Below are 26395 nucleotides of genomic sequence, written 5' to 3' on the forward strand. Positions count from 1 at the left end.
GAATTTTAATCAGTATCGCACCGCCTGTTTTTTAAACTAAGGCGCACACTAAAGCCCTTAGAGGAACATCGCCGATTTTTCTGTTGCGGTAAATCTCGCGGTAACAGCCAATCTATTCATAACACGCCTCATTCATCATCTAACTGCAACGCAATATACAACTGCATATGATCATCAAACTTCTTCAGGTTTAATCCGGTAATTTCCGAGATGCGATTCAAGCGATAATCCAGAGTATTACGATGAATATAGAGCGATTTGACCGTCGCACCCGGATGCATATTATGTTTAAACCATGCCAGCAATGTACGACGCAACAGACCGTTATTATCCATGGCTTTTAGCTTAGCCAGAGGGCGATTCAGTTCATTTACCTGCCAACCACCGCGCAGGCTATCCAATAATACTGGCAGCATCAGATCCTGATAGTAGTAGCTATGCTGTTCAGGCATTCGCTGCTTACCTACCGACATGGTCGCTTTAGCCGTACTGTAAGAACGGGCAACACAGCCCGGGCCGGAGAAATAGTTGCCTGAAGCAACCCTGACATTTAGACGGCTGCTTTCAGAAATACGCAGCAAAAGGCTATCGACCCGCTTACGATGTTCTTCCGCATCCCAACGTCCGTGGCTATTTAAGGCCGGTTGCAGTACCACCATTTCATTCAAAGAAACGATGGCAATCAGGTTATCCCGATCGGGAACCGTTAACAGACTTTGCAACTGTTGCAGCTCTTTCATCGAGACATCCACGCCCAAATGACCACTGTCCAATTCAATCAACGTCACGACCCGCGGCTGGGAGAGGTCAATACCTAAGCGCTGTGCCCACTCCATCAGTGACGTGGGTAATTCATCGCTGCGGATCAAGTTTAATACCAGTGCTTCACGCATCCGACTATCCTGCGCCAGCATATTCATCAACCTTGCCTGCTCCAGCATCATCTCCGCAGCCATGCCAACCAGTTGACCATGCTGACGCAGGACGCCCGGCTCCCCCGTCAAACCAATAACCCCGACAATATCACCTTCAACCCTCAGCGGTAGATTAATACCGGGGCGAACCCCATGAAGACTGGCAGCTACCGCTTCATTAATTTCTACCACTCGCCCTTGAGAGAGGGCCAGTAGTGCACCTTCATGCAATTCACCAATGCGGTTAATGTCTCCACTGCCAATAATGGTTCCTTTGGCATCCATCACGTTAATGTTGCTGTCGATAATCTGCATCGTTCTATCGACGATATCCTGAGCGAGTTTGGCATCAAGGTGATAAAAAGACATGGCGGTATCCCTGAAGTGGTCCTGACCGTCAAGATTAATTGTTGTTTTTATTCAGCACATTGTGCAAACGCCCAAATTTGTATTCTATTTGTTCAAACTGCGGAAACAATCACAATTATGGCAGGCAGAAATAACGGCTGGTGTAGAAAAAATACCAACCTAATTACAAGATTGGTATTTCTCCCTGAAACAGGGAGAGGATAAAGGGGGGATATCGCAGGGTTCTAAAGATCCTGTAGAGGGCTACTCCGCCGCCATTAATTTACGATACTCATCATAAGCATAGAGATCGGTCATGCCGCTAATGTAATCCTGAATCAGTCTGGCACGATAATAGAATTCCCGAATCTCCAACTGAGATTCAGGCAAATGCCCTAATTTAGCCATAGCCTCTTTATAAGCCATACAGTGTTTAGTGGAGAGCTTGTGAAACAGTCGGGTTTCTATCAGATAACCCCGGTGGCTATTCTCTTTAACCAAACGCATAAAATCCGCCATTGGCATATCCAACAATGGGCTATAAATATCCAACAGGCCATTAATCACCCGATAGCCCTGCAACTCCAACTGTTCAACCTCTTCGTGGCTGAAGACATATTTCAGCGCTACATTTTTATAGGCGCTTAATAGCTTAAAGGCTTCGTCACCATCTTCCAGCAGCGCCTGATTAAAGTTTCCGGCAAAAATCGCCGGTAAATTCTGAATAAAGCGCTGAGCGGCTCTGGGTACCAAATGGCCAACGGTATATACCCGCAGGTACATAAAGAACTGATCTTCACGGTGGCGATAGCCGCTTCCCTGCTCCATCTTGCGTATGGCATTGCCTACCGTTTTATCAAACAGATCGCCGGTTGATACCGTTCCCCAGGCACTCTTGAGGTGATCATAAAGTTGTTCAATCGTCAGAATGCTCTTCTCTACTGCGTCTTCAAGATCGGCAATGCAGTAAGAGATATCGTCTGCCGCTTCCATAATATAAGTCAGCGGATAGCGGCTGAACTCTTCCATTCCCAGCTTATAACGCAGCTCTGTCACAAAAGCTTCTTCCGCCAGATAATAGCCGGGCTTCTTCATCAGATAACTAAACTCCGCCGGAACACTCTCTGACCAGTAAGCGGGTTTAGTGTATTTCAGTATGCAGGCAACTTGGGAATAGGTCAGATTCAGTTTCAGTAATGTATGCACCAGCCGAATCGCCTGAGCATTTCCTTCAAAGTTGCTTAAATCCTGACAAATACGCAGGCGCAGTTGGTTCAATTCTGGCTGTTGATCTTCCAGACGCAGGCAAGGGTAGTGACACAATTTACCGGCCTCAGCGTTCAGGCGTTTACCAAACCAGTTATTGATTGCCGCTTCACCAAAATGACCAAATGGCGGATTACCCACATCGTGCATCAAACAGGCCATTTCAACGATACTTTCAAAAGCCTCTAAGGTTTTATCCAACCCCAGTTGCTCAATTCGCCCCTCTTTTTTCAGCAGGTGGAAAATATCTTTGGCAATATGGCGGCCTACCTGTTGCACCTCCATAGAATGCGTCAAACGGCTACGCACTGCGGCATTGCGCTCCAGTGGAAATACCTGTGTCTTTTGCTGTAATCGGCGAATAGCCGCAGAATTGATAATACGTCCGCGATCGCTTTCGAACTGGCGGGTAATTTCGTATTCCCCTACAGGGGCTGGCGATGATGAACTAAAAGGACGCTGAACTGTTATTCTCTTGCCAAAATCAATCCCGGACATAGCCTCTCCCATTCTGCTGATGACAGCGCTACGTTCATCCCCCCGAAGCCCTGCCTTTTCAATTCTATCCTGATGAAAACCAAAGCGGTTCTGTTTCATCGCGATATGTTATTTTCTATCACAATCATACATTATCCGTTCACGGATTAAAGATTAATCAAAAGGCGTAAAAATCTCTGCATCTGAAACGGCTTATTTCCCTCAGTAGCATGATAGACTACGCGCCAATTTATGCATCGGACTTAGCAGGAGATCTCGATGAAAATAGGTATTATTGGCGCTATGGAGCAAGAAGTTGCCCTGCTGCGTTCTCAAATTGAACATTGTGAAACCATTAAACGCGCTGGCTGTGAGATTTATACCGGCCGCCTGAACGGTGTCGAAGTCGCATTACTGAAATCAGGTATCGGCAAAGTATCCGCTGCACTGGGCACTGTACTGTTGTTAGAAAACTGTAAGCCCGATGTGGTCATCAATACAGGCTCTGCGGGTGGTTTGGCATCAACACTCAAAGTAGGCGATATCGTGGTATCAGACGAAGTTCGCTATCACGATGCCGATGTAACCGCATTTGGCTATGAGCCAGGCCAAATGGCAGGTTGCCCGGCAGCGTTTCCAGCGGATCCAAAACTGATTACTTTGGCCGAACGGTGTATTCAACAGTGTAATCTTCATGCGGTTCGTGGCCTGATTTGTAGCGGTGACGCATTTATTAACGGTGCCGAACCTTTGGCTCGCATTCGTGCCACCTTCCCTGCGGTGGTTGCCGTTGAAATGGAAGCGGCTGCCATTGGCCACGTGTGCTATCAGTTTGGCACGCCGTTTGTGGTGGTTCGTGCTATCTCTGATGTTGCCGATGGAGAATCTCATCTTAGCTTTGATGAATTTCTGGTGTTGGCTGCTCAACAGTCTTCTCTGATGGTTGGTACGATGCTTAAGGCTCTGGCAGAACAACAATAATGACCGCTCGGGTTTTACTGGAAAAATACCTAACAACACCGCTGTTAGTTGTGCTAACGGCGGTTGTTTTGTCTATGGGTACACATCGGGCCGATGCGGCCCCACCCCGGGTTATCAGTTTAGCGCCTCACACTACCGAGCTGGCCTATGCGGCGGGGATGGGCGACGAGTTGATCGCGGTCAGCGACTATTCAGACTATCCGCCAGACGCTAAGCGGCTGGAAAAAGTAGCCTCTTGGCAGGGCATCAATCTGGAACGCATACTGGCGTTAAAGCCCGATCTGATTCTGGCTTGGCGCGGCGGCAACCCACAGAAAGTATTGGATCAACTATCCGGCTTTGGCATTTCACTATTCTATTCCGATCCGCAAACTATTCAGGATATTGCTGATAATCTGAACCAATTAGCCACCTACAGCCCAAAACCAGAAGTAGCCCGTCAGGCCGCCGCTAAATTACTGGCTGACCGGCAGGCTCTTGAACAGCGCTACCAGCGAAAAGGCGAACCGGTCAGAGTCTTTCTACAATTTAGTCATCAACCGCTATTTACTGCCTCAGGCAAGACATTACAAAGCGAAGTCATTTCGCTATGCGGCGGAAAAAATATATTTGCCGATAGTCCGGCCCCTTGGCCTCAGGTGAGCCGTGAGCAGGTACTTGCCCGAAAACCACAGTTAATTATTATTGCGGGTGAACAAGAAAAAATTAAAAACGTTCAAACATTCTGGCGCGGTCAGTTAGATATTCCTGTCCTTTCCGTTCCTGAAGACTGGTTTAACCGCAGCGGACCAAGGATAATCCAAGCCGCTGAGATAATATGCCAAAAGATATCTGAAATACCATCTATCCCCTAGATACACCATAGGATTGGAGTACCTGTAATATGTTGATTTATTGGCTTGATATTCTTGGAACCGCAGTTTTTGCTATTTCTGGCGTACTATTAGCGGGAAAGTTACGCATGGACCCATTTGGGGTTTTAGTGCTTGGTGTGGTAACCGCAGTCGGCGGTGGCACGATCCGCGATATGGCATTAGCCAACGGCCCGGTATTCTGGGTTAAAGATCCAACCGATTTAGTGGTCGCACTGGTCACCTGTGTATTCACTATTCTGCTGGTTCGCCACCCCCGCAGCCTGCCAAAATGGATCTTACCGGTACTGGACGCCATTGGACTCGCCGTGTTTGTCGGTATTGGCGTAAACAAAGCCTTCATCGCTGGAACCGGCCCATTAGTAGCGACCGGCATGGGCGTATTAACCGGCGTTGGTGGAGGTATAATCCGCGACGTACTGGCCCGCGAAATCCCCATGATCCTACGCACCGAAGTCTACGCCACCGCCTGCATCATCGGCGGCTCAGTCCATGCCACCGCCCACTACATCTTCAATCTAGGCCTAGAAGAATCCGGCATGATGGGCATGGTCATCACCCTCACCATCCGCCTAGCCGCCATCCGCTGGAACCTAAAACTCCCAACGTTTAGTTTGGAAAAGTAAGAAATAGAATGAGTAAATCAATTCAATTGAAAAGCTAATCGTCAGGAAATAGAGAGATTGACTTAGATTAAGCCAAGGACAAGCAGACAAGGATTATTCTAGATTGATAACAACATCCGGCAATTCAGCGTTGTTTCTTAAAAAAGCCAATCGTTGGGAGGGATTGCCGTTGGGGTCGACTTGGCGTCAGCCAACGACAAACAGGCAAAGCTTGTTTGAACAGCGCTTGCGCTGGCCCGTCAGGGTGAAACACCGCAAGGTGTTTCATAACTGCACCTAGGGAATCCAGGCCCAACGCACTCCGTTCCCAAGTACAGATGGTCTTCCGACCGCGCTAAATACCAATATAAGCACACAGCGATTACGGCCGGAATACCCTCGAATGCCAATTTACAATACTTATCAGCATTAGCACTCAAACACTAAACGACGATCCACACCCACACGTACTCTTCGCATTCGGGTTCTGAATAATAAAGCGGGAACCTTCTAAACCTTCAGTGTAGTCAACCGCCCCCCCCACAAGATACTGTAGGCTCATTGGGTCTACTACGAGAGAAACGCCCTGCTTCTCGATAATCATATCGCCGTCATTGACTTTTTCGTCAAAGGTGAAGCCATACTGGAAACCGCTGCAACCACCTCCGGTAATATAAACACGCAATTTCAATTCAGGATTGCTTTCATCAGCAATCAGCGCCTTTACTTTATTCGCTGCCGCATCGGTAAATTCGAGGGGTAAAGCAGTTGAATCACTCATCAATTGTCTCCGGCTTATCTGGTTCAGACCCGCTACACGGGCGAGTCTAATAATCTTATAATTATCTAATAGTTGACCAAAACGTTCAAGTATTATACTCAGTCACGCCTCATTCCACAATCAATCAGCAAGAGGCATAAGAAAAAACATAGCCCGTAAGCTACGCCTGATTATTCTATTTTACCACCAACGCAGGTAACAAAATGCGCCAGATTACGCTTTATTTTTTCCTACCTTTACCGCTATTTTCCCCAACTATCATCAAACTATCGAAACCTTCTGACAAGACTGGTAATTATTCTAAAGCTGATATTTATCCTTACTTCTTTTAGAATAGGCGGATATAACCTATTCCGATAACAAGGCAGGAGCCTCTTCATGAGTAAATCAGAAAGTCTATATCTACAGGCCCAGCAGGTCATTCCCGGTGGCGTTAACTCACCAGTACGTGCATTTACCGGCGTGGGCGGTGTTCCACTGTTTGTTGAACGTGCAGATGGCGCTTACCTGTATGATGCGGATGGTAAAGCCTATATTGATTATGTTGGTTCATGGGGTCCAATGATCCTTGGCCATAATAATGATGTTATCCGTGATGCTGTTATTGAAGCTGTACAGCGTGGTTTAAGCTTTGGCGCACCAACCGAAATGGAAGTGGAAATGGCAACGCTGGTGACCGAACTGGTTCCATCTATGGATATGGTGCGGATGGTTAACTCCGGTACAGAAGCCACCATGAGCGCAATCCGTCTGGCTCGCGGTTTTACCGGTCGCGACAAAATCATCAAATTTGAAGGTTGCTACCACGGCCACGCCGACTGCCTGCTGGTAAAAGCGGGGTCCGGCGCACTCACTCTGGGCCAACCAAATTCTCCGGGCGTACCGGCTGACTTCGCCAAACATACTCTGACGTGTACTTATAACGATCTCAACACGGTACGTCAGGCGTTTGAACAAAATCCTGAAGATATAGCCTGTATTATTGTCGAACCCGTAGCCGGTAATATGAACTGTATTCCTCCGGCTGCCGATTTCCTGCCGGGATTGCGTCAACTGTGCGACCAGTATGGTGCGCTATTAATTATTGATGAAGTCATGACTGGCTTCCGCGTCGCGCTGGGCGGTGCTCAAGCTTACTATGGCGTTACCCCAGACCTGACTTGCTTAGGTAAAATTATCGGTGGCGGTATGCCTGTTGGCGCCTTTGGTGGTCGTCGCGATGTCATGGCGGCACTGGCACCAACGGGGCCGGTTTATCAGGCGGGAACCCTGTCCGGTAATCCTATCGCTATGGCCGCAGGCTATGCCTGTCTGAGTCAGCTCACCGATGTGGGCGTTTACTCACAACTGGCTGAAAGAACGAAGCAATTAGCCAATGGTTTACTGAAAGCAGCAGAAAGACAAGGCATTCCTCTGGTAACGAACTACGTTGGCGGTATGTTTGGTATTTTCTTCACGGATGCTGACAGCGTCACCTGCTATCAGGACGTGATGAAATGCGACGTGGAACGCTTTAAGCGTTTCTTTCATATGATGTTGCAGGAAGGCGTTTATCTGGCACCGTCGGCATTTGAAGCAGGCTTTATGTCTCTGGCCCACTCAGAAAAAGATATTCAACGCACTATTGATGCGGCGGAACACTGCTTCGCGAAACTGGCTGGGTAAGTCATTACTATCCGGTGATATCTCTGATATCACCGGGCTTCGCTATCCCATTCCACAAACTGATGCTGATGATTCAGGCAGTATTTCACCCCCGCCTTAATGTTTTCTTCCCCTTCATAAGCAACCGCAAAACGGACTCGTTTGCCATCAAAATAGGGAATGGAAGCGCAGCCGCCTTTTCCCAACACGATATAATCAACCGATCCGGCACAGGCAATCAGAGAGTCCGGCCCCATCACGACAATGCGCGCATCGTTCCCGGCGCTAACGACACGCGCCTCGGCACCAAAGCTAGAAATATGCGAAAGATCGCCAGCACTAGCAACTTTAGAAGCATCCCCCACACTGCTAATACGCGCGCGCATTCCCGCGCTGCCTATCTTTACCCCTCGCCCGGAACTGCTGATTTTGGCGGAATTCCCCGCCACCGCAATACGCGCCCTGTCCCCTGAGCTTCCAACCCGAACATCGTGTCCAACACAACCGACTCGTGCACTATATCCACAACTGGCAACTTGGGTTGAGTAGCCGGAACTGCTAATCCAGCCATACTCACCGCAACTGCCAATCTGGCTATTCACCCCTGCGCTGGCAATTCTTACGCTGCTGCCAGTGCTACCTATTCGGGCTTCATCACCGCTGTTGCTGATCTGACTGCCATTATGCGTATTCATGACGCTGAAATAGTCGGCCTCACCGGCCTGCCGGACAGCATATTGATTAGCGGAAGTAGTTTTGAATTCACCTAGCACGGAAGGTTGTAGTGAAGATAACGGCAAAGATGAAGGTATGCCAACAGTCAGTAAACGATGGCTTAACTCATCGGCCAGAAGGTCGGTGGCATCGGTTTCCTGCACAGCAAAGTTTTCTTGTTCCAACCACAGGGAATAAGCGTACTCTACCAAGCTGGTGGCCCAGTCAACATAACCATAACGAATCAACGCACTGTGAACATCCGCATAACGCCCGCCCTCAGGGAAATTTCTGAGAAACCAACGGTAAATATTTGGGCCTGTTCGCCAGGCCCTTAACTCTCTACGGGTTATTAGCATCATCAGTGACGGTGATAGCCATCAATCATGCATCTGAAGGTTTCCGCTGGTGTACGCCCCGTGGTGCACAGGTACAGATGACCCAAAATAAAGAAAACACTAAATATCGCCAGTAAAAAATGGGCCTGAAGGATCCAATATCGAATACCAATCTGCTGTAGGCCTAAGGCCTCTGGATAGAGAGATATCAACCCAGAAATCAGTAGCAGAGGCACCAATCCATACATTACGCCCAGATAAGCAACCTGCTGTAGCGGATTAAACTTCGAACGTTCAGTCGCCGGAAAAGGATGGTCTTCCCCTTTCATAATGCCAAACAGATAGAAATTCACCTGCCTGATGGCGCGTCCCAACCAACCCTGGGGTTTAATCACATAGTGATGGCCATTACCTCCCAACGCGTTAATCAATACAAAGCTAATCCAGCAGGCTAACAATAAAAATCCGCAAATTTTGTGTACACCAACCAGGCTCTTAACCGCTACTGGGGCAACCAAGTTGAAATGATTAATCAAACCACTGCACAGTAATAAAATGAATAACAGCGCGTTAGACCAGTGCCACAGGCGTATTGCTTTGGAGTAGAGATAGACCTTCTCACCATGACCGTGCATTGGTCGGTCGGCCTGCCTAAAACGCAGAAAGGCATGCAGCGCCAACACCAGCAGCATACCTGCTAGCGTGATGCCGGCAATCACCAACCATACCGGCCAAAACTCCGGCGTAAACACGGGAACATAAAGACTTAGCTGGGACTGAAACTGTTCAGCATTTGGCATCGCGTTCATACATTATCCTTACTAATCAGATGTTGACCGAAACGACGATAAAGATGAGGAGCACCGGCACCTTTCAGTTGATACTCATAATATTTGTTATTTTTTAGCCAGTTCTGCACCACTTCGCTGTCTTCACGACCAAAAATCAACGCATTCTGTGGACAAACGTTAACACAGATGGGCGCAAAGCCTTTTGCCAGTCGAGACTCGGCGCAGAAATCGCATTTGTCCGCGACTTTGGTCACCGGATTAAGGTAACGAACCTGATAAGGGCATGCACCAATGCAGTAGCTACACCCAATACAGCGAGGTTTATCTACCCGCACAATTCCTCGATCGTCGCGCCAAGAAGCGCCCGTTGGACAAACCTCAATGCAGGGTGCATCTTCACAATGCTGACAAGACTGGCGGAAAAAGTGATATTGGGTTTCGTTTTCATGATCCGAAACAGGGATATGGGCAATGGATAAACGACTTCCCTGATCGGGAACATGATTCACTTTACGGCAGGCTCTGGCACATAGGTTACAACCATTACACAAGGTCTCATCATGAATCATGGCGTAACGAACCTGACTGGTTTTGTTTGATGCCGCAAGTAAACTTTGGCCCGGACCGGAAAAAAATATAACCGTGCCCATGCCGATGACAAATTTACGCCGAGTGTAGGTCATCTGCTAATCCCCTGATTCTGTTGACTGCAGTACTTCGGCCTGATCCATAATGTTAACAATGCATCGCTCATCTCTCTTTCTCCGCCATTCTCTATTTCTAACGTGATGAAATAGCAAGATACTGCTTATGAATAATGACCTGAGTCTTCTGTTTTTTAATGGTCATTACACCCTATTAATCCATACGCAACGTTGTGCTGACTGACTATTTTCATGCGTTACGGATTTTGAAACTGCTCAACTTCCAACCATTCGCACAGTCCATAAGCTTTGCCATAACTCATAAACCGTTCGCTAAACAGATACGCCTGCCCATCAGATGACGCGACCGGCCTGATATCTGCGTAATCAAGATGAGAGTCAATCGCCGTCAGAGCCGCTTCAACTTGTTCCGGTTCGAAGAAGTAAGGAGCCTGAGTCAACATTGCAACCTTATAAGGTCGCGGGTAGGTTTCGCATTCAAACCTCACCGCTTGTGCAATGGTCCGACAGATATCTTTTTCGATCACCAGTACGCACATGTTGGCGTAGTTCACCGAAATACTTTGGGTCGAATAGTAGTAATCATCCTGAGTTCCGGCATTCTGCATAATGTCGGCAAATGCTTCGATATACCCCATTTCTTCCAGTACTTGAGTCAGATCCTGTTCTGACATCAAGTAAGGTGGTGCCAGCAACATACTGCGCGTTACCAGCGCACCAGCGATAGAACTTTGCCGGATAAAATCTGCCACCACATCAGCGGGAGAATCTTGTGGCTCTGCCCTTTGTTGTGCTGACTCCATTTCCTGCTGGAGAGCATCTGCTCCGCCCCCCATCGCCGTTATCCAGCGTCGTTTTCCCCTATCTACCCCCTCTGTTGTTGTGATGTCAGACTCGGCCGATAAACGATCAACAGCACTTTCATTAACAAAGGCGATACCTTCCGTCGATTCCCGCATATTTCCACCGTTCTGATTTAAGGTAACAGGTTCAATGAAGCCAAATCAGTGGCGACATCTTCCATCCCTAAACGATGCAATGTCTCCTTGGTTGGGCAACCTAACTGGGGATCCCAACCCATTTCGGTGTAGAACATGGTGAATGCTTTATGCATGTCTTCTCGGTCCATTTTGTCGGTACCTTCAGTAAATGCAGGGATTTGCGGATCCTTATCGAATACCCATGAACAGATCTGATCGTGTTCATTACGCATATCCTTGGTTTGCATCAGCTTCACGGTATAAGCACGATGCAAAGTGAAAATACGCTCGGCGGCTAAATCTAGACTTTCTTGAGTGGTTTCATCGCCAGTGATAGCTTGGAAGAACTTGGCTTCCATCGCTAAATCGCCCCGGTAATTACGACTCTTCAGAGGAGAAACCGTCATTGGCCATACCCAGTTACATAAGGTGACGGCATTGTGTAAACAGACTTTCAGTAGGGTCCATTTGGCATACTTAATTTTGGCTGGGTTAATTGGCGTATAATTTTTGGTTTCATCATAGGCATCTTCAGAACCAAATAGCTCGGCGGCCACTTCCCGCTGCAATTTAAAGGGCAAACCAGAACCAATAAAGTTGATATGAGTGTGGGTCATGCAGTCACGGTTAAACATACAGTTAGTGATTGCGCCCACCTGCGCAGAGGCTTCATTCGCATGGTGAACCGGGAAGCCAAACGGAGACCAAAGTTTGTTTTTAGCATAGGCCCAGTAGGCGTCCCCCAAGTTCCAACGCTCTGCAATGGCATACGAGCCATCCGCCAGATGACTCAGTTCACCCGTACGATGCGCTAGGCGATGGTAGAAGTCTTTAATGAAATTAGGATCGCCATCTTCCAACTGGTCCCAACGAATTCCGGCATACTCTTCTGCTGGTAAAACCCGCTTGAAAACCCCTTTGGTATAGCAATAGGTGAAATCACGATGTAGCTGACCATAGTTACACCAGATACCATAATCATCGAACAGTGTAAGCCCGACTAAATTGCCAACAACGCTACCATCGCCTTTCTCATCAAAATCTTTGGGGCCTTTCGGGAAGATAGTGGTATGAACAAAGTTAGCCACGCAGGTGTTACCGCCGGTGGTGGGTAAGCCAAAATCTTTCACCCGAGGAACATTCAACTGAGACATGCAGCGAATGGGGCAAGAGTGGCAGCCACTCATTTTTACCGTGTATTTTTCTGCTGCCGGGCCTAAATCAAACACGGACTTATAGGTACGGTAACCAACGGTGTTTTGGTTACCCGGTGGTATTTCGCCGGTTTCAATAGGTCCACCTTCTGCGGCCCCCCAGTACAGTCCTTTACGGGCGTTCCAGCGGGAACCCGGCGATGAATACTCGGCCCAAGCCTGAGGCGTACTTGGTACCACATGATTGTTATTGGCACCAATCAGTTCGGTCATCATATAGTCATTAAGGCGTTTCATCTCCTGACGGTCGGCCACCTTGACGCCTTTGGTGCCTTCAACCGCTATCGCCTTCAAATACTTGGAACCCATAATTGCACCAGTCCCTGCACCACCGCTGTGATTGCGGCTATTAAGCATGCAAGAGAGTGGTACCAAATTCTCCCCCGCCTGACCAATAGCCGCGACGCAGGTTTCAGAACCGGTTATCCGGCAGATCTCTTCAGTGGTTGCTCTTGTGCCTTTGCCCCACAGGAAATCCGCTTTTTCAATGGTAACTTTATCGTCTTTAATATTGATCCAGACGGGAGACTTGGCTTTGCCTTCAATAATAATTCCGTCATAACCGGCAAACTTCATCTGAGCGGCAAAAAAACCGCCCATATGAGCATCAACCACCAGATTTCCTTTGGTAAAAGTAGAAAGTGAGGTGATATTGACCCGAGAACTACATGGCGCTCCAGATCCGGTCAGTGGACCGACGGCAAACACCAGTTTGTTGGCTTCATCAAAGGGTTTGGTTCCGGCAGGGACCTCGTCATACATGATTTTGTAACCAATCCCCATACCACCAACAAATTTCTTATATTTGCTGGTGTCTTCCACACTAATCTCTCCTGAAGAGAGGTTGATTCTTAAGATGTTACCCATCCAACCATTAGCCATGATGTTTTCCTTAGAACACATAAATCAAAAAGGTGCTGTTTTACGGAGAATGCCGATTAAACAGTGATATCTTTCCACTCAATGATCTTTAATGCCCCAGTAGGACAGGCATTAGCGCATTCACCACACAAAATACATTTCGATGATTTCTTAGTTTCTGTATTTACGGTGGCCATCATCCATGGGCAGGCTGTGGTGCAGGCACTGCATCCAATACAACGTTTATGATCGACGGCAATACAGCCCGCTTTTTCGTTATAAGAGATAGCGCCAATAGGACAGACTTTCAGGCATTGAGGGTCTTTACACTGTCTGCAGGTATCCGCGGTGTAATTTAAATCACCAAACAGACCGCCGCCGGAGCCGATGCCTTGGTCACCAAAGAAGTAGTGACGGTGGATTTTAATTCGGGAAAAAAAGGTACCAACGGAACCGTCATTGAAGGTTGTGCAGGAGGTTTCGCAGCGATGGCAACCGGTACATCGTGCTCTTTGCGTTACCAGCACGCCTTTTGGCGTTGTTATCAAGCCAACCGTACCGTTATCGACATCCTCTTGTTTACAACCAAAAAGGGATAACAGAGAAGGCGCTATTGCCAATCCGGTAAGACCTTTACCTGAGATACGTAAAAACTCGAGTCGTGTTAGACCCATTGCTAACAATGGGCGTTCAGCATTATTAGGCATTTAATTCACATCCTTTTCCGTACTCGCTTAAATAACAACGCTACTAAAATTATTTTTATAAAATGGGCAAAACCTTGATACCTCTAAGGGGGTATCTATTTTTAATCATCATCTCTTTCGAGATAATAATCCGTGATCGTTATCAATTAAAAAACAATAGCCACAATATAAATAAGGTTATTGATTTTCATTATCATTTGAAGGAATTTAAAAGTGTTTTTTATTAATAAAAGCGTTGTAATGATAATTTTCAGCAATAAAATCATGGAATAAAAAACCAACCAAATAAAATAAATTGGTGCTTTATGATAAAAAATCAAATTAATTTCATCTAACTCGATATATTTAATAGGTTTGTAAAATCCGTTTTATTGTTATTACCCGGATTAAATCGTTATAATACTTAACTCTAGCTCTGGCTAAAAAATAATTCCTTGATACAAAATCATTTGATATTTTGATTATTCCAGAACAAATAAATATAAATTTATCTGCTGCCGTCTCATGTCAGATCTGCTAAACAGGGAAGATAATGGTAAACTCCATGCCCATTATCTCTTTTTTACTATGTCTAATCTTATGAACAAACTTGCCACTCTGTGCGGTGTTATTGCCATTTTACTGTGGAGTATGAGCGTAGCGCTCACTCGCAGTATTGCTGAAGCGTTAGGGCCTTTTGGTGCCGGTGCTGCGATATATAGCGTAAGTGGTCTACTCGTGTTGTGCGTTGTTGGTATGCCAAAAGTCAGAGAGCAGCGTCCTGCTTATCTTTGGGGCTGTGGTGCACTGTTTGTTATCTATATGGTTTGCTTTGCGCTTGCTATTGGTATGGCAACTAATCGCGCTCAAACATTAGAAATTGGGTTAATCAATTACTTGTGGCCTAGCCTGACCTTAGCGGCTGCCCTACCATTATTAAAAGTAAAAGCCCGCTGGTGGTTATGGCCGGGAATACTCTTGGCGTTTTGCGGCGTGGTTTGGGTGGTGAGCGGTGGATCCCTTAGCCTTCAGCAGTTTATTACCCATGCAGAGCAAAACCCTATCGCTTATTTGCTGGCTGTAATCGCGGCGTTGTCTTGGGCACTTTATTCTAATTTGGTAAGAATATACTGTCAGGGAAAAGGCGTTTTACCTCTGTTTTTGCTGGCAACCTCTGTTTGCCTGTGGGTGATGACGTTTGTTTTCTCCGATCTTCCAACAACGATACCGTCTACATCAACGCTGTTAGAATTACTGCTTATGGGAGGAACCACTGCCATTGCTTACCTTTGCTGGGACAAGGCAATGCGCCAGGGGAACGTAACTCTGGTAGCTGCGCTCTCGTATTTTACGCCGCTGTTCTCTATTCTGATTGCCAGCCTGTGGCTCAGCACTTGGCCGGGCAATGCCTTTTGGTCTGGGTTAGTGATGGTTATTTTAGGCTCCCTGCTTTGCTGGTCTGCCAGTAGGCATAAAACCAGCAACAGCTAACGTCCTGCAACGAAATTGCGATAACCTTTGAGCACCTCGAGAAAATCCTCTACGCCGCAGCAGGATAGGCTTTCTTCATCGTAGTAAAACATGCCTTCTTCCATTTCATCGCCTTCCAAGCCGATTTGGTTGGCACGCACAATCACCTCTTCGCCATCCAGCCACAATGTATATTCATGACCCACTTTTTGCCATTGACGTTCACTGCCACGAACCTGTTGTATAGCCAGCTCTACTTCATCCAACAAGGCTAAATTACCTTCTACTTCTTCATTTAGCCAGTGGCCGATAGCTTCATGTCCCATAGAAAAGCTGGCAAAGACCTGACCAGTAACGTCGATCCTGAGTTCATAGTCCATAATATGCTCCTGTTGTGGTGCTGTTTCCGTTAGTTTTGCGGCGGGATAATCCCGTGGTTGATGTCTCTATAATAGTCATGGAATGGAGTGGCGTACTATGATCTTTTTGGGGTATTGCTATGTTAGAGGAGAATTATCGCGGCAATATTCTTATCCGCTTTAGTCGGTTTTCAGTCGTAATGGCTTTCATACTCATAAGCGCATTGTGCTTGACCAGAAGGCCATCTGCACTTGCCTACCTCTCCCTCCGATTCGCACTTTGAAGGGCCACTTATGTAAAAAAACACGCCCGAGGGCGTGGTTTTGTTTTGGAACAGAGTGCTATCACACCGCCGTTTGGAAAATTACGCCTTCGGCTTTTTTAGTGTACTCGTTTAATTGGTCAAAGTTCAGGTAGCGATAGGTGTCATCCGCCGTTTTATCTACTTCAGCCATATATCCAAGGTACTCTTCTACCGTTGGTAGACGACCCAGCAATGCGGCTACTGCGGCCAGCTCAGCGGAAGCGAGGTAGACGTTAGCACCGTTACCTAAGCGGTTCGGGAAGTTACGAGTAGAGGTAGATACCACTGAAGCACCTTCATTGACGCGTGCTTGGTTACCCATACACAGTGAACAGCCAGGCATTTCAATGCGCGCACCGCTTTGTCCGAAGATGCTGTAATAGCCCTCTGCACTTAACTGATTTGCATCCATCTTAGTCGGCGGTGTCACCCACAAGCGCGTTGGTAGTTTACCCTTCACTTTTTCCAGTAACTTACCGGCTGCACGGAAGTGACCAATATTGGTCATACAGGAACCGATAAAGACTTCATCAATCTTATCTCCGGTAACCTCAGACAGCAGACGGGCATCGTCCGGATCGTTTGGCGCACACAAGATAGGCTCTTTGATTTGGTTCAGATCGATTTCCAATACTGCCGCATATTCTGCATCAGCATCGGCTTCCAGCAACTGAGGGTCGGCTAACCAGTTCTCCATCGCTTCAATTCGACGACCGATGGTACGCACATCGCCATAGCCTTCAGCAATCATCCACTTCAGCATAACGATGTTAGATCTCAGGTACTCTTCCACCGGTTCTTTGTTCAGCTTAATAGTACAACCTGCAGCTGAACGCTCTGCCGATGCATCTGCCAGTTCAAAAGCTTGCTCTGCTTTCAGGTCTGGTAAGCCTTCGATTTCCAAAATACGACCAGAGAAAATATTCTTCTTACCCTGCTTCTCTACGGTTAGCATGCCTTGCTTAATCGCATAATAAGGAATGGCATGTACCAAATCTCGCAGCGTAATACCCGGCTGCATTTTACCGGTGAAGCGCACCAATACGGACTCAGGCATATCCAGTGGCATAACCCCGGTTGCCGCAGCAAACGCTACCAGACCCGAACCCGCAGGAAAAGATATACCAATTGGGAATCGGGTATGTGAGTCAGCGCCAGTACCAACGGTATCCGGCAGCAACATACGGTTTAGCCATGAGTGAATGATACCGTCACCAGGGCGTAAAGACACTCCACCACGGTTCATAATAAAATCTGGCAGTGAGTGATGCATCTGGACGTCTACCGGCTTAGGATAAGCGGCAGTGTGGCAGAATGACTGCATGACTAAATCAGCAGAGAAGCCAAGACAGGCTAAATCTTTCAGCTCATCGCGCGTCATACCACCGGTGGTATCCTGAGAACCTACCGAAGCCATCTTCGGTTCACAGTACTCTTTAGGACGCACGCCCTTCACGCCGCAGGCTTTACCTACGATTTTCTGTGCCAGAGTATAGCCTTTACTGGAGGCATCAGCTGACTGCGCCAGTACAAATACATCACTGCGTGGTAAACCCAGTGATTCTCTGGCTTTGGTGGTTAAACCTCGTCCGATGATTAATGGAATACGACCACCGGCACGCACTTCATCCATCAGAACATCGGTCTTCAGAGCAAAAGTGGCCAGCAATTCGTTGTTATCATGACGGCGGATTTCACCTTTTACCGGATAGATATCAATAACATCACCGGTATTCAGTTTGGAAACGTCAACGTCTTCAACCGGTAGCGCGCCAGCATCTTCCATCGTGTTAAAGAAAATAGGGGCAATTTTGCCACCCAACACCACACCGCCACCCCGTTTGTTTGGTACAAATGGGATATCATCACCCATAAACCATAAAACGGAGTTAGTGGCTGATTTACGGGAAGAGCCGGTACCCACTACGTCACCCACATAGACCAGTGGAAAACCTTTTTGCTTTAATTCTTCCAGTTTTTTGATCGGACCGACTTTTCCCTGCTCATCCGGCACAATACCATCGCGAGGGTTTTTCAACATCGCCAGGGCGTGTAGAGGAATATCAGGGCGAGACCAGGCATCAGGAGCGGGTGATAAGTCATCGGTATTGGTTTCACCGCTGACTTTAAAAACGGTCATGGTTAGCTTATCCGCTAACGGAGGACGAGAAAGGAACCATTCTGCATCAGCCCAGGACTTCATAATCTGTTGAGCGTGTTTATTTCCTGCTTTAACTTTTGCTTCAACATCATAAAAGTTATCGAACATTAATAGCGTATGGGATAAGCCTTTCACCGCAATCGGAGCCAGCTTGTCATCATCTAATGCATCGATCAGGGGCTGGATATTGTATCCACCCTGCATCGTGGCCAGTAACTCAATGGCTTTTTCTGGTGAAATCAGCGGTGATGTTGCTTCGCGTTTAACAATGGCAGCCAGAAAACCAGCTTTAACATAAGCGGCTTCATCAACACCAGGCGGTACACGGTTAGTTAACAGATCGAGAAGAAATGCGTCTTCCCCAACGGGTGGATTTTTCAATAACGTTACTAAACCTGCCATTTGCTCAGCATTCAACGGTTTTGGCACAATGCCTTCGGCACTGCGCTCAGCTACGTGTTTACGGTATTCATCTAGCACGACGACTTCCCCCACTATCATTGTTATATTAAGCAGTGAACTTTATAGCGTTAAAGACCACAATTTTGTTAATCAGCGGTATGTTATCACCTCGAATAAGTTGCACCAGCGCACTCGGTTAGCCTAGTGATATACACGCATTTTGTTAATCTAGTCACACTAAGTCTATATGCTCATTATGGCCTTTATGAAGCAAATAATACCTTACTCCAAACTACCCTAACTGGCCCCATCAAGCATAGTATTTTATTACATTTTTTTTACATTTTCGCAAAAAAAATAGCATTCGTTTTTTCATGGGTAATCAGGTATATTTGAGCTCTTTTATATCATTCAAGCAAGGACGCAGGAATGAACCTCAAAAAAGGGTTAAACCCCTCTCATTACATACTGTTAGTTATAGCAATCACCATCATTGTACTCGTGGTGGCTCGCTTCAATCTTTACCACTTTAATACTGACCTCTATCGCACTTCGGGTGACATTGAATCACCGCTGCATGAGTCACCACTGCATATAGTTGAATCAGAGGTTGAATGGAACCCACTGCTCTCTTCGCTAGAGTTTGGCCTGCACTACCTATTAATCGTTTTAATCTCCATTGGTTCCATGCTTTCCATGTTCTTTTTCTTTAGTTTTAAAGATGAAGGAAACTAAAGAACAAAACTAAACGGTCAGGGTTCATCAAGACAGATAAAGAATATATTGATTGGCACATATGTTGTCCGATAGCCATTTCCCTTTGTTATTGCCTGTGGGTTCTCTGACTTATAAATGAAAAAAACCTCTGGCACCGATAGTGCCAGAGGTTTACCACTCCTATGAGAAAGTAGCCACTAAGTTCACGCTCTCTGCCGTGGCCAAAACAGAGAACGTTATCAACTATAAAACCTTTCAGTTAGCCTTTTCAGGACGGCTGAAGCGCTTACCATCATGGCTCTGACTGCGAACAGACACATCACCCTTCACTTCTGGTTTCGCGTTAGCATCATAATGTTTCCAGCTCTTACCGTTATCAGTAGTGTATTGGATGATAACGCCAGGCAGAGCAACGTTAGCTTCCAGTTTGCCATTAACCACTTTCGCTCCCGGTACTGGTAAACGGTAAGAAACACCGGCTTTATCCAGCTTCGCAAGCTCACGTTGGCCAACAATATTGGCAAAACGGATCCAGTCGTTATTCAATGCAGCTTTATCAACAAATGTTGTTGCGCCACCTTTGAATTCTTTGCCCTTCTGATAATCCAGTTCCCATGAAGCACGGTGCCACGCACGTTCTGCCAGCGGCATCATGCGAGGATAAATCATATACTCCATTTGGTCGTCAGTACGCACCACTTCACTCCAGAGTTGTCCGGACATACCATAAGCTCCCGGCCATTCTTTATCACTCTTGGCAGCGAAGGCATTACCATCGCGGTCGACTGATGTTTCTGCGTTCTGAGGTAAGTTGTTTGGTGCAAAGCTGAATAGTTTACGCTCGTCACTGAAGCGTGTACCCCAATAGTAACCGCGCTCTTGTGGATTCACTTCATACGGGAAGTCTAAGTAGACGTAATCCGGGTTAGAAATAACCACTTCATAGCCTTTATTTGCCCACTCGTTAGCGGAGTCAAACCCGCCCCAGTACAGCGTATCCCAGAAGTTAACACCAACACGCTTAGTGGCAAATGCTTTGGCATCTTTAGCGTCTTTCAAGCCATCTTGCCATGCCTGCATTCTTTCAATGCCGTGAGCATTAACCAGTTTGCTAACTTCCAGAGCAAAATGACTTGGCAGGTGTTCGTAATCTTCAATCTTGCCCTCTTTGATCATCGTCTGACATACCTGAGATTTAGCCCAAGGTTTGTCTTCTTTACTCTGATCGATAGTGCCTTTAAATGCTTCTTTCTTTTCAGCTTTCAGATCCTGATAGCCTGCACCTAAGCGAATATTTTTCGCTTCGTCGCCACCAAAGTGCCAAGTCCCGATTGGCTGACCCGCTTCTTTGTGCATGGCGGCAACTTCACCAATCACCTTATCTACAAAGCGCTTGGATGACTCCAGACATGGGTTCAGGTAGCTCATACGGTTATAGAACTGAACGGAAGTGGTATTAGAGGTATCCGTTGGATCCAACAGGCGGAACTCATTTGCCTCTTTTTCTTTGCCTTCTTTCATCAGGCGATCGTGACGTGCTTCCATTGATACGATTGCGGCACGTGCGTGAGCAGGCATATCAATTTCAGGGATCACTTCGATTTGGCGTGCATTCGCGTATTTTACAATCTCGATATAGTCGGCACGGGTGAAGTGACCGCTACCGTTATTGTTGCTATCCGGCCCCGAACCTAACTGAGGTAACAGGCAGCTCTTCTCATCCAGATCGTGACAGCGCTTGCTGCCCACATCGGTCAACTCAGGTAGCCCAGGGATCTCAATACGCCAGCCTTCATCATCACTTAAGTGGAAGTGGAATTTATTCAGCTTATAGGTCGACATTTGGTCTAACAGACGCAGTACTGCTGCCTTAGTATGGAAGTTACGACCCACATCAAGGAAGATGGCACGGTATTCAAAACGTGGTGCATCTTTAGCATCCAGCGTGGCAATTTTCTTGCTGCCGTCAGCAGGTAACAGAGAAAGAATGGATTGCAGACCATAGAACACACCGGCCTGATCGTATGCGGTAATTTCAGCCCCTTTTTCACCGATTTTCAGTTCATAAGCGCCAGAAACAGCCATTGGGCCTTTAAACGCATCGGCAGAAATTGCTGCTTTCACCGGATAACCTGAGGCATTGTCAGCAACACCTAACGCTTTAAAATGCTTCAGTACGGCATCGGTTGCTACTTTATCCAGATCTTTCGCTTCCAGAGAGATACCCTTGCTCAGATCCACATCTTTCTCATGAACCGTCACTTCCATTGGCGTTGGAATGATTTGCCCACGCAGATCCGCAGCAGGTAACACTTTCACATCGGCGTTCTTATCAAAGCGGTTAGCGGTGTTCATCAAGATGTTATGGTCGTCTTTAGTACGTTTCCATACATCACCATAGTTTTCACCGGCCAATGGATCGCTGAATTTACTTAAATCTTCGGTGTCAGTACTGGCGATAACTTTTGCTTTCGCGCCTTCAGACGCGGCATACCAACGCGGTATCGCGTCAGTTTTAAAGATCTGCCAGTATTCAGCAATAATTGGGATTTCGACGGTTTTATTTTCAGGGAAAGAGGTGAATTTGTCAGTTGGTTCCAGCTTATGTAAGTCACCGGTCACCAGACTAATTTTGAACTGGTCGTTATCAACCCGCAGGATCTGACGAATACTATGGAAATAGATCGCCCAATCTTTACCTTTAATTTCTGCTGAAGGGTTAGTCAGCGTAAACGTGAGCTTAGTACAAGAGGCCCAGTCGGCACCCAAAGCGCTACAATCTACCCCGTGTTCGGCAGCCAGATTATCAACAATCTTGTAATTAACTTTAAGATGGCTCAACTGGTCAACGGTTTTTTGGTCAGCATTGGCGCTGCCAACAAAACCGCAGGTGGCGGCTAAGACTGCAAGGGTACTTAGTTTGAACTTATTCATGCTTATCTTGCTCCGTTTTTAATTAACCATTATTTGCGCGAATTTCTTGCCAGACCTTATCGCATTGTTTCTCATATGCTTGGCCATTACCGGTTTTAGCTGCCTGCAGGCAACGCTGATAGTCCAGCACCCGAACCGTCTCTTTCTCTGCAAACTCTTGATGCTTTTTATCTTTCTTCAAAACATCTAATACTGACTGGCAGGCCTGAAGTTTTTCTGGAGAATCTTTAGAAGTATTAATACAGGCGCTGTAGGCATCTCTGAGAGAGACATCTTCCTGCACGGTTTCTGTTTGAGGGGCACAAGCACCTAAAGTAATGGTCATCGCAATAATAAGTAAAATTTTTTGCATGGCGGATAATCCTATAAAAAACCTCAGCCTGAAAACTCAGGCTGAGGTAAAAGCATTAGAAAATGGTGAATGGCGCAATAACCATAAACTTAACGTCGCGTTCATCTTGGAACATGTTGCCGTAGCCGTTGCTCCCAGTTGAGTTATTAGAATGGTTGTCATACTGAGTAAAGTGCAGCTTAAACAATGTACCTTTAGCACGACCATCTTGGATGGTATACAGGGCATCCAGACTATAAGCGCTTTCTTTTACCTTCTGGCTCTGATCATATGCTTCATTAGTGCTTGGTTTAGCATCCCATCCATAGGCATAAGACCCCCCCACTGCCCATCCCGCTAAATCCCACTTGCTCAGGTCATACATTACACCGGCAAATACGGCTTTCTCGTCGTTAGCGTTAAAGTCTGAACGGTTATCCCACCAAATATCTAAGCGACCGTTAGAAGATGCGTAGGTTGGCGTCATACGCTGTAGGAAATATCCCTGATTGCCATCGGCTTGAACCCAAGTTCCTTCTAGACGGAAATCAAATTGCCCCGCTTTGTAACCAACAGTTAGCGCTTGTAACCATGCTAAGCCATCATAAATATCGTTAACCCCACCGCCCGTAACTTTATCCCGTGTACCGTAGAATTGATAACTGGTGCTTAACGGGTTACCCAATACGTCAAATTTATAAGAACTCTTGGCAAAATATTGATCTACATAGCCCTGTGCCTGACCAAAAGCCGCCTCTAACACTAAGTTATTTTTAAAATCATACTTAGCACCCACCGAATGCAAATAGTCAACTTTGGTCTTTTGATCATTCTGATAAAAACCATCGGTTTCAAGGTGCCATGGCGCTTTATATTCGTTGGTCCACATGTAGGAAAAGCTCAGCGCCCCTGCTTTATCAAAGTCAAAATTAGCACCAGCCTCAGCCCCCTGATATGTACCAGGTAATAAGCTCCAGTGTGGAGCTAATAGAGTTTGACCAGATGGCTGAATATAACCGCCTCTCGCCCAAACCGGACCATATTTAAATTTAGCCGCGGCTTTATACAGGCTAATACCACTCTTATCACCAGACCAATCTTCATCATAAGCGTGGTTTGACGAAGAAAAAGCAATTTCATTTGGATGCTTACTATCGTTGGCTTCAGCCATTTCAATTGCGGTGAACGCAGCAATGTCTAAACCAAACATATCGGCAGCATAACCGGAGGAGAAATCAAGATTAGCGTTCCAAGTCGAATGGGACAGGTTAGTCTCATAGTTTCCAGTACTGGCATCTTTACGATCTCGTTCACGCTGCCAGTAATAAATACCACCGGTCATTGTCGAGTCTTCAACAAAGCCTTTACCTTCCGCCGCTGCTTCAGGAATAAAAAACTGCCCTGACGCTAAAGTGGCTCCTGCGATAACATATGCCAAATACTTTCGCTTGAAACTATTAATTGTTCTCATCCTCAACGTCTCCAAGATATCACATGGTTAAAATTGCCCATCTCAGAATCCCCACTGAATGAGCCTTTGTAATGTTTCGTAAGCTCAAGCATATTTTTCGCGACGCGAATTATCAACGCATTTTATAAGTAAATGTTAAAATCATGACATGTGGCACAAAATGATAAAAAAGGCGAAAACAACAAAGAAAACAGACTAAACGAAATAATTTATTGTTATTTATAAAGAAATAATGACACTAAAAACACATTGAATACAAAAACCAATCGATGTGTTATCACAAAGATAATTATTCAAATTAAATAACTTGTCATTCAATTAACATATTTTCTATAACGAAAAATGATGGCGCATTATTTTTCGCAAAAATGGTTATATCGCTTCAATTAGGTTGGGAGTAATGCAAGAAAAGGGAGAGGTACCGAAAAATGGCAGTAATGGGTGATTCAATAAATTTTCCACATAAAAAAACCGCCTTAGCGGTTTTTTTAATATAAACGAATAACCAGTGAATTACTTTTTCTTCGCTTTCGGGTTAGGTAAGTCAGTCACTGTACCTTCGTAAACTTCCGCAGCCAAACCAACTGATTCATGCAATGTTGGGTGAGCATGAATAGTTAATGCGATATCTTCTGCATCACAGCCCATTTCAATCGCTAAACCAATTTCACCTAACAGTTCACCACCGTTGGTACCTACAATGGCACCACCGATAATACGGTGAGAATCTTTATCGAAAATCAGCTTGGTCATACCATCCGCACAGTCAGAAGCAATCGCACGACCGGAGGCCGCCCACGGGAAAGTGGATACTTCATAGTTGATCCCTTTCTCTTTTGCTTCTTTCTCTGTCAGCCCAACCCATGCCACTTCTGGCTCAGTATAGGCAATCGATGGAATAACTTTCGGATCGAAGTAGTGTTTCTTACCAGAAATAACTTCTGCTGCTACGTGACCTTCATGAACACCTTTGTGAGCCAACATCGGTTGACCAACGATGTCTCCGATAGCAAAAATATGAGGAACATTAGTACGCATTTGCTTATCAACGTGGATAAAGCCGCGATCATCAACTTCAATACCTGCTTTACCCGCTTCCAGCAGTTTGCCATTTGGTACACGACCAATAGCAACCAGAACGGCATCGTAGCACTGTGGCTCGGCAGGCGCTTTCTTGCCTTCCATCGTCACATAAATACCGTCTTCTTTCGCTTCAACTGCGGTTACTTTGGTTTCCAGCATCAAGTTAAACTGCTTGCTGATACGCTTGGTAAATACTTTAACAACGTCTTTATCTGCGGCAGGAATGACTTGATCAAACATTTCCACTACGTCGATCTGAGAACCCAGCGCGTGATAAACCGTGCCCATTTCCAGACCGATAATACCACCGCCCATAACCAGCAGGCGCTTAGGTACCGATTTCAGCGCTAATGCGTCAGTAGAGTCCCAAACACGTGGATCTTCATGAGGAATGAATGGTAACTGGATAGGACGCGAACCCGCAGCAATAATAGCGTTGTCAAAATTAATGTTAGTTACGCCATTCTCACCTTCAACCGCAATGGTATTCGGGCCAACAAACTTACCATAACCATTAACTACCTGAACTTTACGCATCTTGGCCATACCTGCCAGACCGCCAGTCAGTTGGTCGATAACTTTTTCTTTCCAGACTCTCACTTTATCGATATCGGTTTTTGGCTCACCAAAAACAATACCGTGTACGGCCAGTGCTTTTGCTTCTTCAATCACTTTAGCTACGTGAAGCAGCGCTTTTGACGGGATACAACCTACGTTCAAACATACGCCACCCAGAGTGGAATAACGTTCAACGATAATGGTGTCCAGACCTAAATCCGCGCAGCGGAAAGCTGCTGAATAACCTGCGGGACCTGCTCCAAGTACCACAACCTGAGTTTTAATATCAGTACTCATCTATGACCTCTTAAATTTTTCTCGGCCGACCGGCGTTGGTTCTGTTTCATCATAGTGTGCATTGCCGGAACCTGTGTGACCACTTCAGTTTACAGAAACATAACAATTCTGCAAACAAGAGTGCCCAATAATTCCGTACAAAACAAGAATTAAAAGGCCAGCCAATGGCC

At 46.4% G+C, this 26395-nt stretch carries 21 protein-coding genes; 6 read left to right on the forward strand and 15 right to left on the reverse strand.

The annotated features are described in order from the left end of the window. Positions 1-128 precede the first annotated feature (128 nt). A complete protein-coding gene (locus tag HYN51_RS11305) occupies positions 129-1283 on the reverse strand; it encodes a CdaR family transcriptional regulator (RefSeq protein ID WP_108900117.1) in 1155 nt (384 codons plus the stop codon). A 243-nt stretch (positions 1284-1526) separates the two neighbouring features. Further along, complete coding sequence (gene dgt, locus HYN51_RS11310) at positions 1527-3026, reverse strand: dGTPase (protein WP_108902040.1); 1500 nt, start codon at positions 3024-3026, stop codon at positions 1527-1529. Between the two features lie 258 nt (positions 3027-3284). Between dgt and mtnN the strand changes: the two genes are divergently transcribed. Genes mtnN through HYN51_RS11325 form a run of 3 tightly spaced genes read left to right on the forward strand, consistent with a single transcriptional unit; the run spans position 3285 to position 5484 of the window. Continuing rightward, entirely contained in the window at positions 3285-3986 is a 702-nt protein-coding gene (mtnN, locus tag HYN51_RS11315; RefSeq protein WP_108900118.1) for a 5'-methylthioadenosine/S-adenosylhomocysteine nucleosidase, read from the forward strand. After that, complete coding sequence (gene btuF, locus HYN51_RS11320; RefSeq protein WP_108900119.1) at positions 3986-4840, forward strand: vitamin B12 ABC transporter substrate-binding protein BtuF; 855 nt, start codon at positions 3986-3988, stop codon at positions 4838-4840. Before mtnN ends, btuF begins: the two co-directional genes overlap by 1 nt. A 29-nt stretch (positions 4841-4869) precedes the next feature. Further along, a complete protein-coding gene (locus HYN51_RS11325) occupies positions 4870-5484 on the forward strand; it encodes a TRIC cation channel family protein (RefSeq protein WP_108900120.1) in 615 nt (204 codons plus the stop codon). A 415-nt stretch (positions 5485-5899) separates the two neighbouring features. On the opposite strand, the gene erpA is transcribed toward HYN51_RS11325, so the two are convergent. Continuing rightward, positions 5900-6244, reverse strand: a complete 345-nt coding sequence (gene erpA / locus HYN51_RS11330; protein ID WP_108900121.1) for an iron-sulfur cluster insertion protein ErpA — start codon at positions 6242-6244, stop codon at positions 5900-5902. Between the two features lie 378 nt (positions 6245-6622). Here erpA and hemL point away from each other — a divergent pair, with 378 nt between their 5' ends. Continuing rightward, a complete protein-coding gene (gene hemL, locus HYN51_RS11335; RefSeq protein WP_108900122.1) occupies positions 6623-7909 on the forward strand; it encodes a glutamate-1-semialdehyde 2,1-aminomutase in 1287 nt (428 codons plus the stop codon). Between the two features lie 29 nt (positions 7910-7938). Here hemL and HYN51_RS11340 read toward each other — a convergent pair whose 3' ends face one another. The 6 genes from HYN51_RS11340 to HYN51_RS11365 form a co-directional block, all read right to left on the reverse strand. After that, a complete protein-coding gene (locus HYN51_RS11340; protein ID WP_108900123.1) occupies positions 7939-8964 on the reverse strand; it encodes a hypothetical protein in 1026 nt (341 codons plus the stop codon). Next, on the reverse strand, positions 8964-9749 hold the full coding sequence (phsC, locus tag HYN51_RS11345) for a thiosulfate reductase cytochrome B subunit (protein WP_108900124.1): 786 nt from the start codon (positions 9747-9749) through the stop codon (positions 8964-8966). The genes HYN51_RS11340 and phsC overlap by 1 nt, the downstream gene beginning before the upstream one ends. Continuing rightward, positions 9746-10414 carry a 4Fe-4S dicluster domain-containing protein gene (locus HYN51_RS11350; protein ID WP_108900125.1) on the reverse strand — a complete coding sequence of 223 codons (669 nt, stop codon included), beginning with the start codon at positions 10412-10414 and terminating at the stop codon, positions 9746-9748. The genes phsC and HYN51_RS11350 overlap by 4 nt, the downstream gene beginning before the upstream one ends. Before the next feature lie 218 nt (positions 10415-10632). After that, a complete protein-coding gene (locus HYN51_RS11355) occupies positions 10633-11232 on the reverse strand; it encodes a YdhW family putative oxidoreductase system protein (protein WP_230514061.1) in 600 nt (199 codons plus the stop codon). 140 nt (positions 11233-11372) lie between these two features. Beyond that, positions 11373-13472, reverse strand: a complete 2100-nt coding sequence (locus tag HYN51_RS11360) for an aldehyde ferredoxin oxidoreductase (RefSeq protein ID WP_108900127.1) — start codon at positions 13470-13472, stop codon at positions 11373-11375. A 56-nt stretch (positions 13473-13528) separates the two neighbouring features. Beyond that, positions 13529-14158, reverse strand: coding sequence for a ferredoxin-like protein (locus tag HYN51_RS11365; protein ID WP_108900128.1), 630 nt, complete (start codon positions 14156-14158; stop codon positions 13529-13531). A gap of 579 nt (positions 14159-14737) precedes the next feature. Between HYN51_RS11365 and yddG the strand changes: the two genes are divergently transcribed. Next, positions 14738-15628, forward strand: a complete 891-nt coding sequence (gene yddG, locus HYN51_RS11370) for an aromatic amino acid DMT transporter YddG (RefSeq protein WP_108902041.1) — start codon at positions 14738-14740, stop codon at positions 15626-15628. Here the strand turns inward: yddG and HYN51_RS11375 are convergent. After that, positions 15625-15987, reverse strand: a complete 363-nt coding sequence (locus HYN51_RS11375) for a YacL family protein (RefSeq protein ID WP_108900129.1) — start codon at positions 15985-15987, stop codon at positions 15625-15627. The two genes, yddG and HYN51_RS11375, sit on opposite strands and share 4 nt — an antisense overlap. A gap of 324 nt (positions 15988-16311) precedes the next feature. After that, positions 16312-18912, reverse strand: a complete 2601-nt coding sequence (gene acnB, locus HYN51_RS11380) for a bifunctional aconitate hydratase 2/2-methylisocitrate dehydratase (protein ID WP_108900130.1) — start codon at positions 18910-18912, stop codon at positions 16312-16314. A gap of 351 nt (positions 18913-19263) precedes the next feature. Between acnB and HYN51_RS11385 the strand changes: the two genes are divergently transcribed. Further along, the gene (locus HYN51_RS11385; RefSeq protein WP_108900131.1) at positions 19264-19569 is read left to right on the forward strand and encodes a hypothetical protein; all 306 of its coding nucleotides are present in this window, start codon (positions 19264-19266) and stop codon (positions 19567-19569) included. 237 nt (positions 19570-19806) lie between these two features. Here the strand turns inward: HYN51_RS11385 and HYN51_RS11390 are convergent, their stop codons facing one another. From HYN51_RS11390 to lpdA, 4 genes are all read right to left on the reverse strand, one after another. Beyond that, positions 19807-22485 (reverse strand): beta-N-acetylhexosaminidase, encoded by a 2679-nt coding sequence (locus tag HYN51_RS11390; protein WP_108900132.1) that lies wholly within the window; start codon positions 22483-22485, stop codon positions 19807-19809. 22 nt (positions 22486-22507) lie between these two features. Beyond that, positions 22508-22837 carry a ChiQ/YbfN family lipoprotein gene (chiQ, locus tag HYN51_RS11395; protein WP_108900133.1) on the reverse strand — a complete coding sequence of 110 codons (330 nt, stop codon included), beginning with the start codon at positions 22835-22837 and terminating at the stop codon, positions 22508-22510. Positions 22838-22892: 55 nt separating this feature from the next. Beyond that, positions 22893-24287, reverse strand: coding sequence for a chitoporin ChiP (chiP, locus tag HYN51_RS11400; protein WP_108900134.1), 1395 nt, complete (start codon positions 24285-24287; stop codon positions 22893-22895). Positions 24288-24800: 513 nt separating this feature from the next. Next, positions 24801-26225 carry a dihydrolipoyl dehydrogenase gene (gene lpdA / locus HYN51_RS11405; RefSeq protein ID WP_108900135.1) on the reverse strand — a complete coding sequence of 475 codons (1425 nt, stop codon included), beginning with the start codon at positions 26223-26225 and terminating at the stop codon, positions 24801-24803. Between the last annotated feature and the right edge of the window lie 170 nt (positions 26226-26395).

It is taken from the genome of Limnobaculum parvum, assembly GCF_003096015.2.
In the GTDB taxonomy this organism is placed as follows: Bacteria; Pseudomonadota; Gammaproteobacteria; order Enterobacterales; family Enterobacteriaceae; genus Limnobaculum; species Limnobaculum parvum.

Coding starts and splice junctions, on each gene's coding strand:
- HYN51_RS11305 (WP_108900117.1), bottom strand. CDS start 1,283: ATGTCTTTTTATCACCTTGATGCCAAACTCGCTCAGGATATCGTCGAT.
- dgt (WP_108902040.1), bottom strand. CDS start 3,026: ATGTCCGGGATTGATTTTGGCAAGAGAATAACAGTTCAGCGTCCTTTT.
- mtnN (WP_108900118.1), top strand. CDS start 3,285: ATGAAAATAGGTATTATTGGCGCTATGGAGCAAGAAGTTGCCCTGCTG.
- btuF (WP_108900119.1), top strand. CDS start 3,986: ATGACCGCTCGGGTTTTACTGGAAAAATACCTAACAACACCGCTGTTA.
- HYN51_RS11325 (WP_108900120.1), top strand. CDS start 4,870: ATGTTGATTTATTGGCTTGATATTCTTGGAACCGCAGTTTTTGCTATT.
- erpA (WP_108900121.1), bottom strand. CDS start 6,244: ATGAGTGATTCAACTGCTTTACCCCTCGAATTTACCGATGCGGCAGCG.
- hemL (WP_108900122.1), top strand. CDS start 6,623: ATGAGTAAATCAGAAAGTCTATATCTACAGGCCCAGCAGGTCATTCCC.
- HYN51_RS11340 (WP_108900123.1), bottom strand. CDS start 8,964: ATGATGCTAATAACCCGTAGAGAGTTAAGGGCCTGGCGAACAGGCCCA.
- phsC (WP_108900124.1), bottom strand. CDS start 9,749: ATGAACGCGATGCCAAATGCTGAACAGTTTCAGTCCCAGCTAAGTCTT.
- HYN51_RS11350 (WP_108900125.1), bottom strand. CDS start 10,414: ATGACCTACACTCGGCGTAAATTTGTCATCGGCATGGGCACGGTTATA.
- HYN51_RS11355 (WP_230514061.1), bottom strand. CDS start 11,232: ATGGGGGGCGGAGCAGATGCTCTCCAGCAGGAAATGGAGTCAGCACAA.
- HYN51_RS11360 (WP_108900127.1), bottom strand. CDS start 13,472: ATGGCTAATGGTTGGATGGGTAACATCTTAAGAATCAACCTCTCTTCA.
- HYN51_RS11365 (WP_108900128.1), bottom strand. CDS start 14,158: ATGCCTAATAATGCTGAACGCCCATTGTTAGCAATGGGTCTAACACGA.
- yddG (WP_108902041.1), top strand. CDS start 14,738: ATGAACAAACTTGCCACTCTGTGCGGTGTTATTGCCATTTTACTGTGG.
- HYN51_RS11375 (WP_108900129.1), bottom strand. CDS start 15,987: ATGGACTATGAACTCAGGATCGACGTTACTGGTCAGGTCTTTGCCAGC.
- HYN51_RS11385 (WP_108900131.1), top strand. CDS start 19,264: ATGAACCTCAAAAAAGGGTTAAACCCCTCTCATTACATACTGTTAGTT.
- HYN51_RS11390 (WP_108900132.1), bottom strand. CDS start 22,485: ATGAATAAGTTCAAACTAAGTACCCTTGCAGTCTTAGCCGCCACCTGC.
- chiQ (WP_108900133.1), bottom strand. CDS start 22,837: ATGCAAAAAATTTTACTTATTATTGCGATGACCATTACTTTAGGTGCT.
- chiP (WP_108900134.1), bottom strand. CDS start 24,287: ATGAGAACAATTAATAGTTTCAAGCGAAAGTATTTGGCATATGTTATC.
- lpdA (WP_108900135.1), bottom strand. CDS start 26,225: ATGAGTACTGATATTAAAACTCAGGTTGTGGTACTTGGAGCAGGTCCC.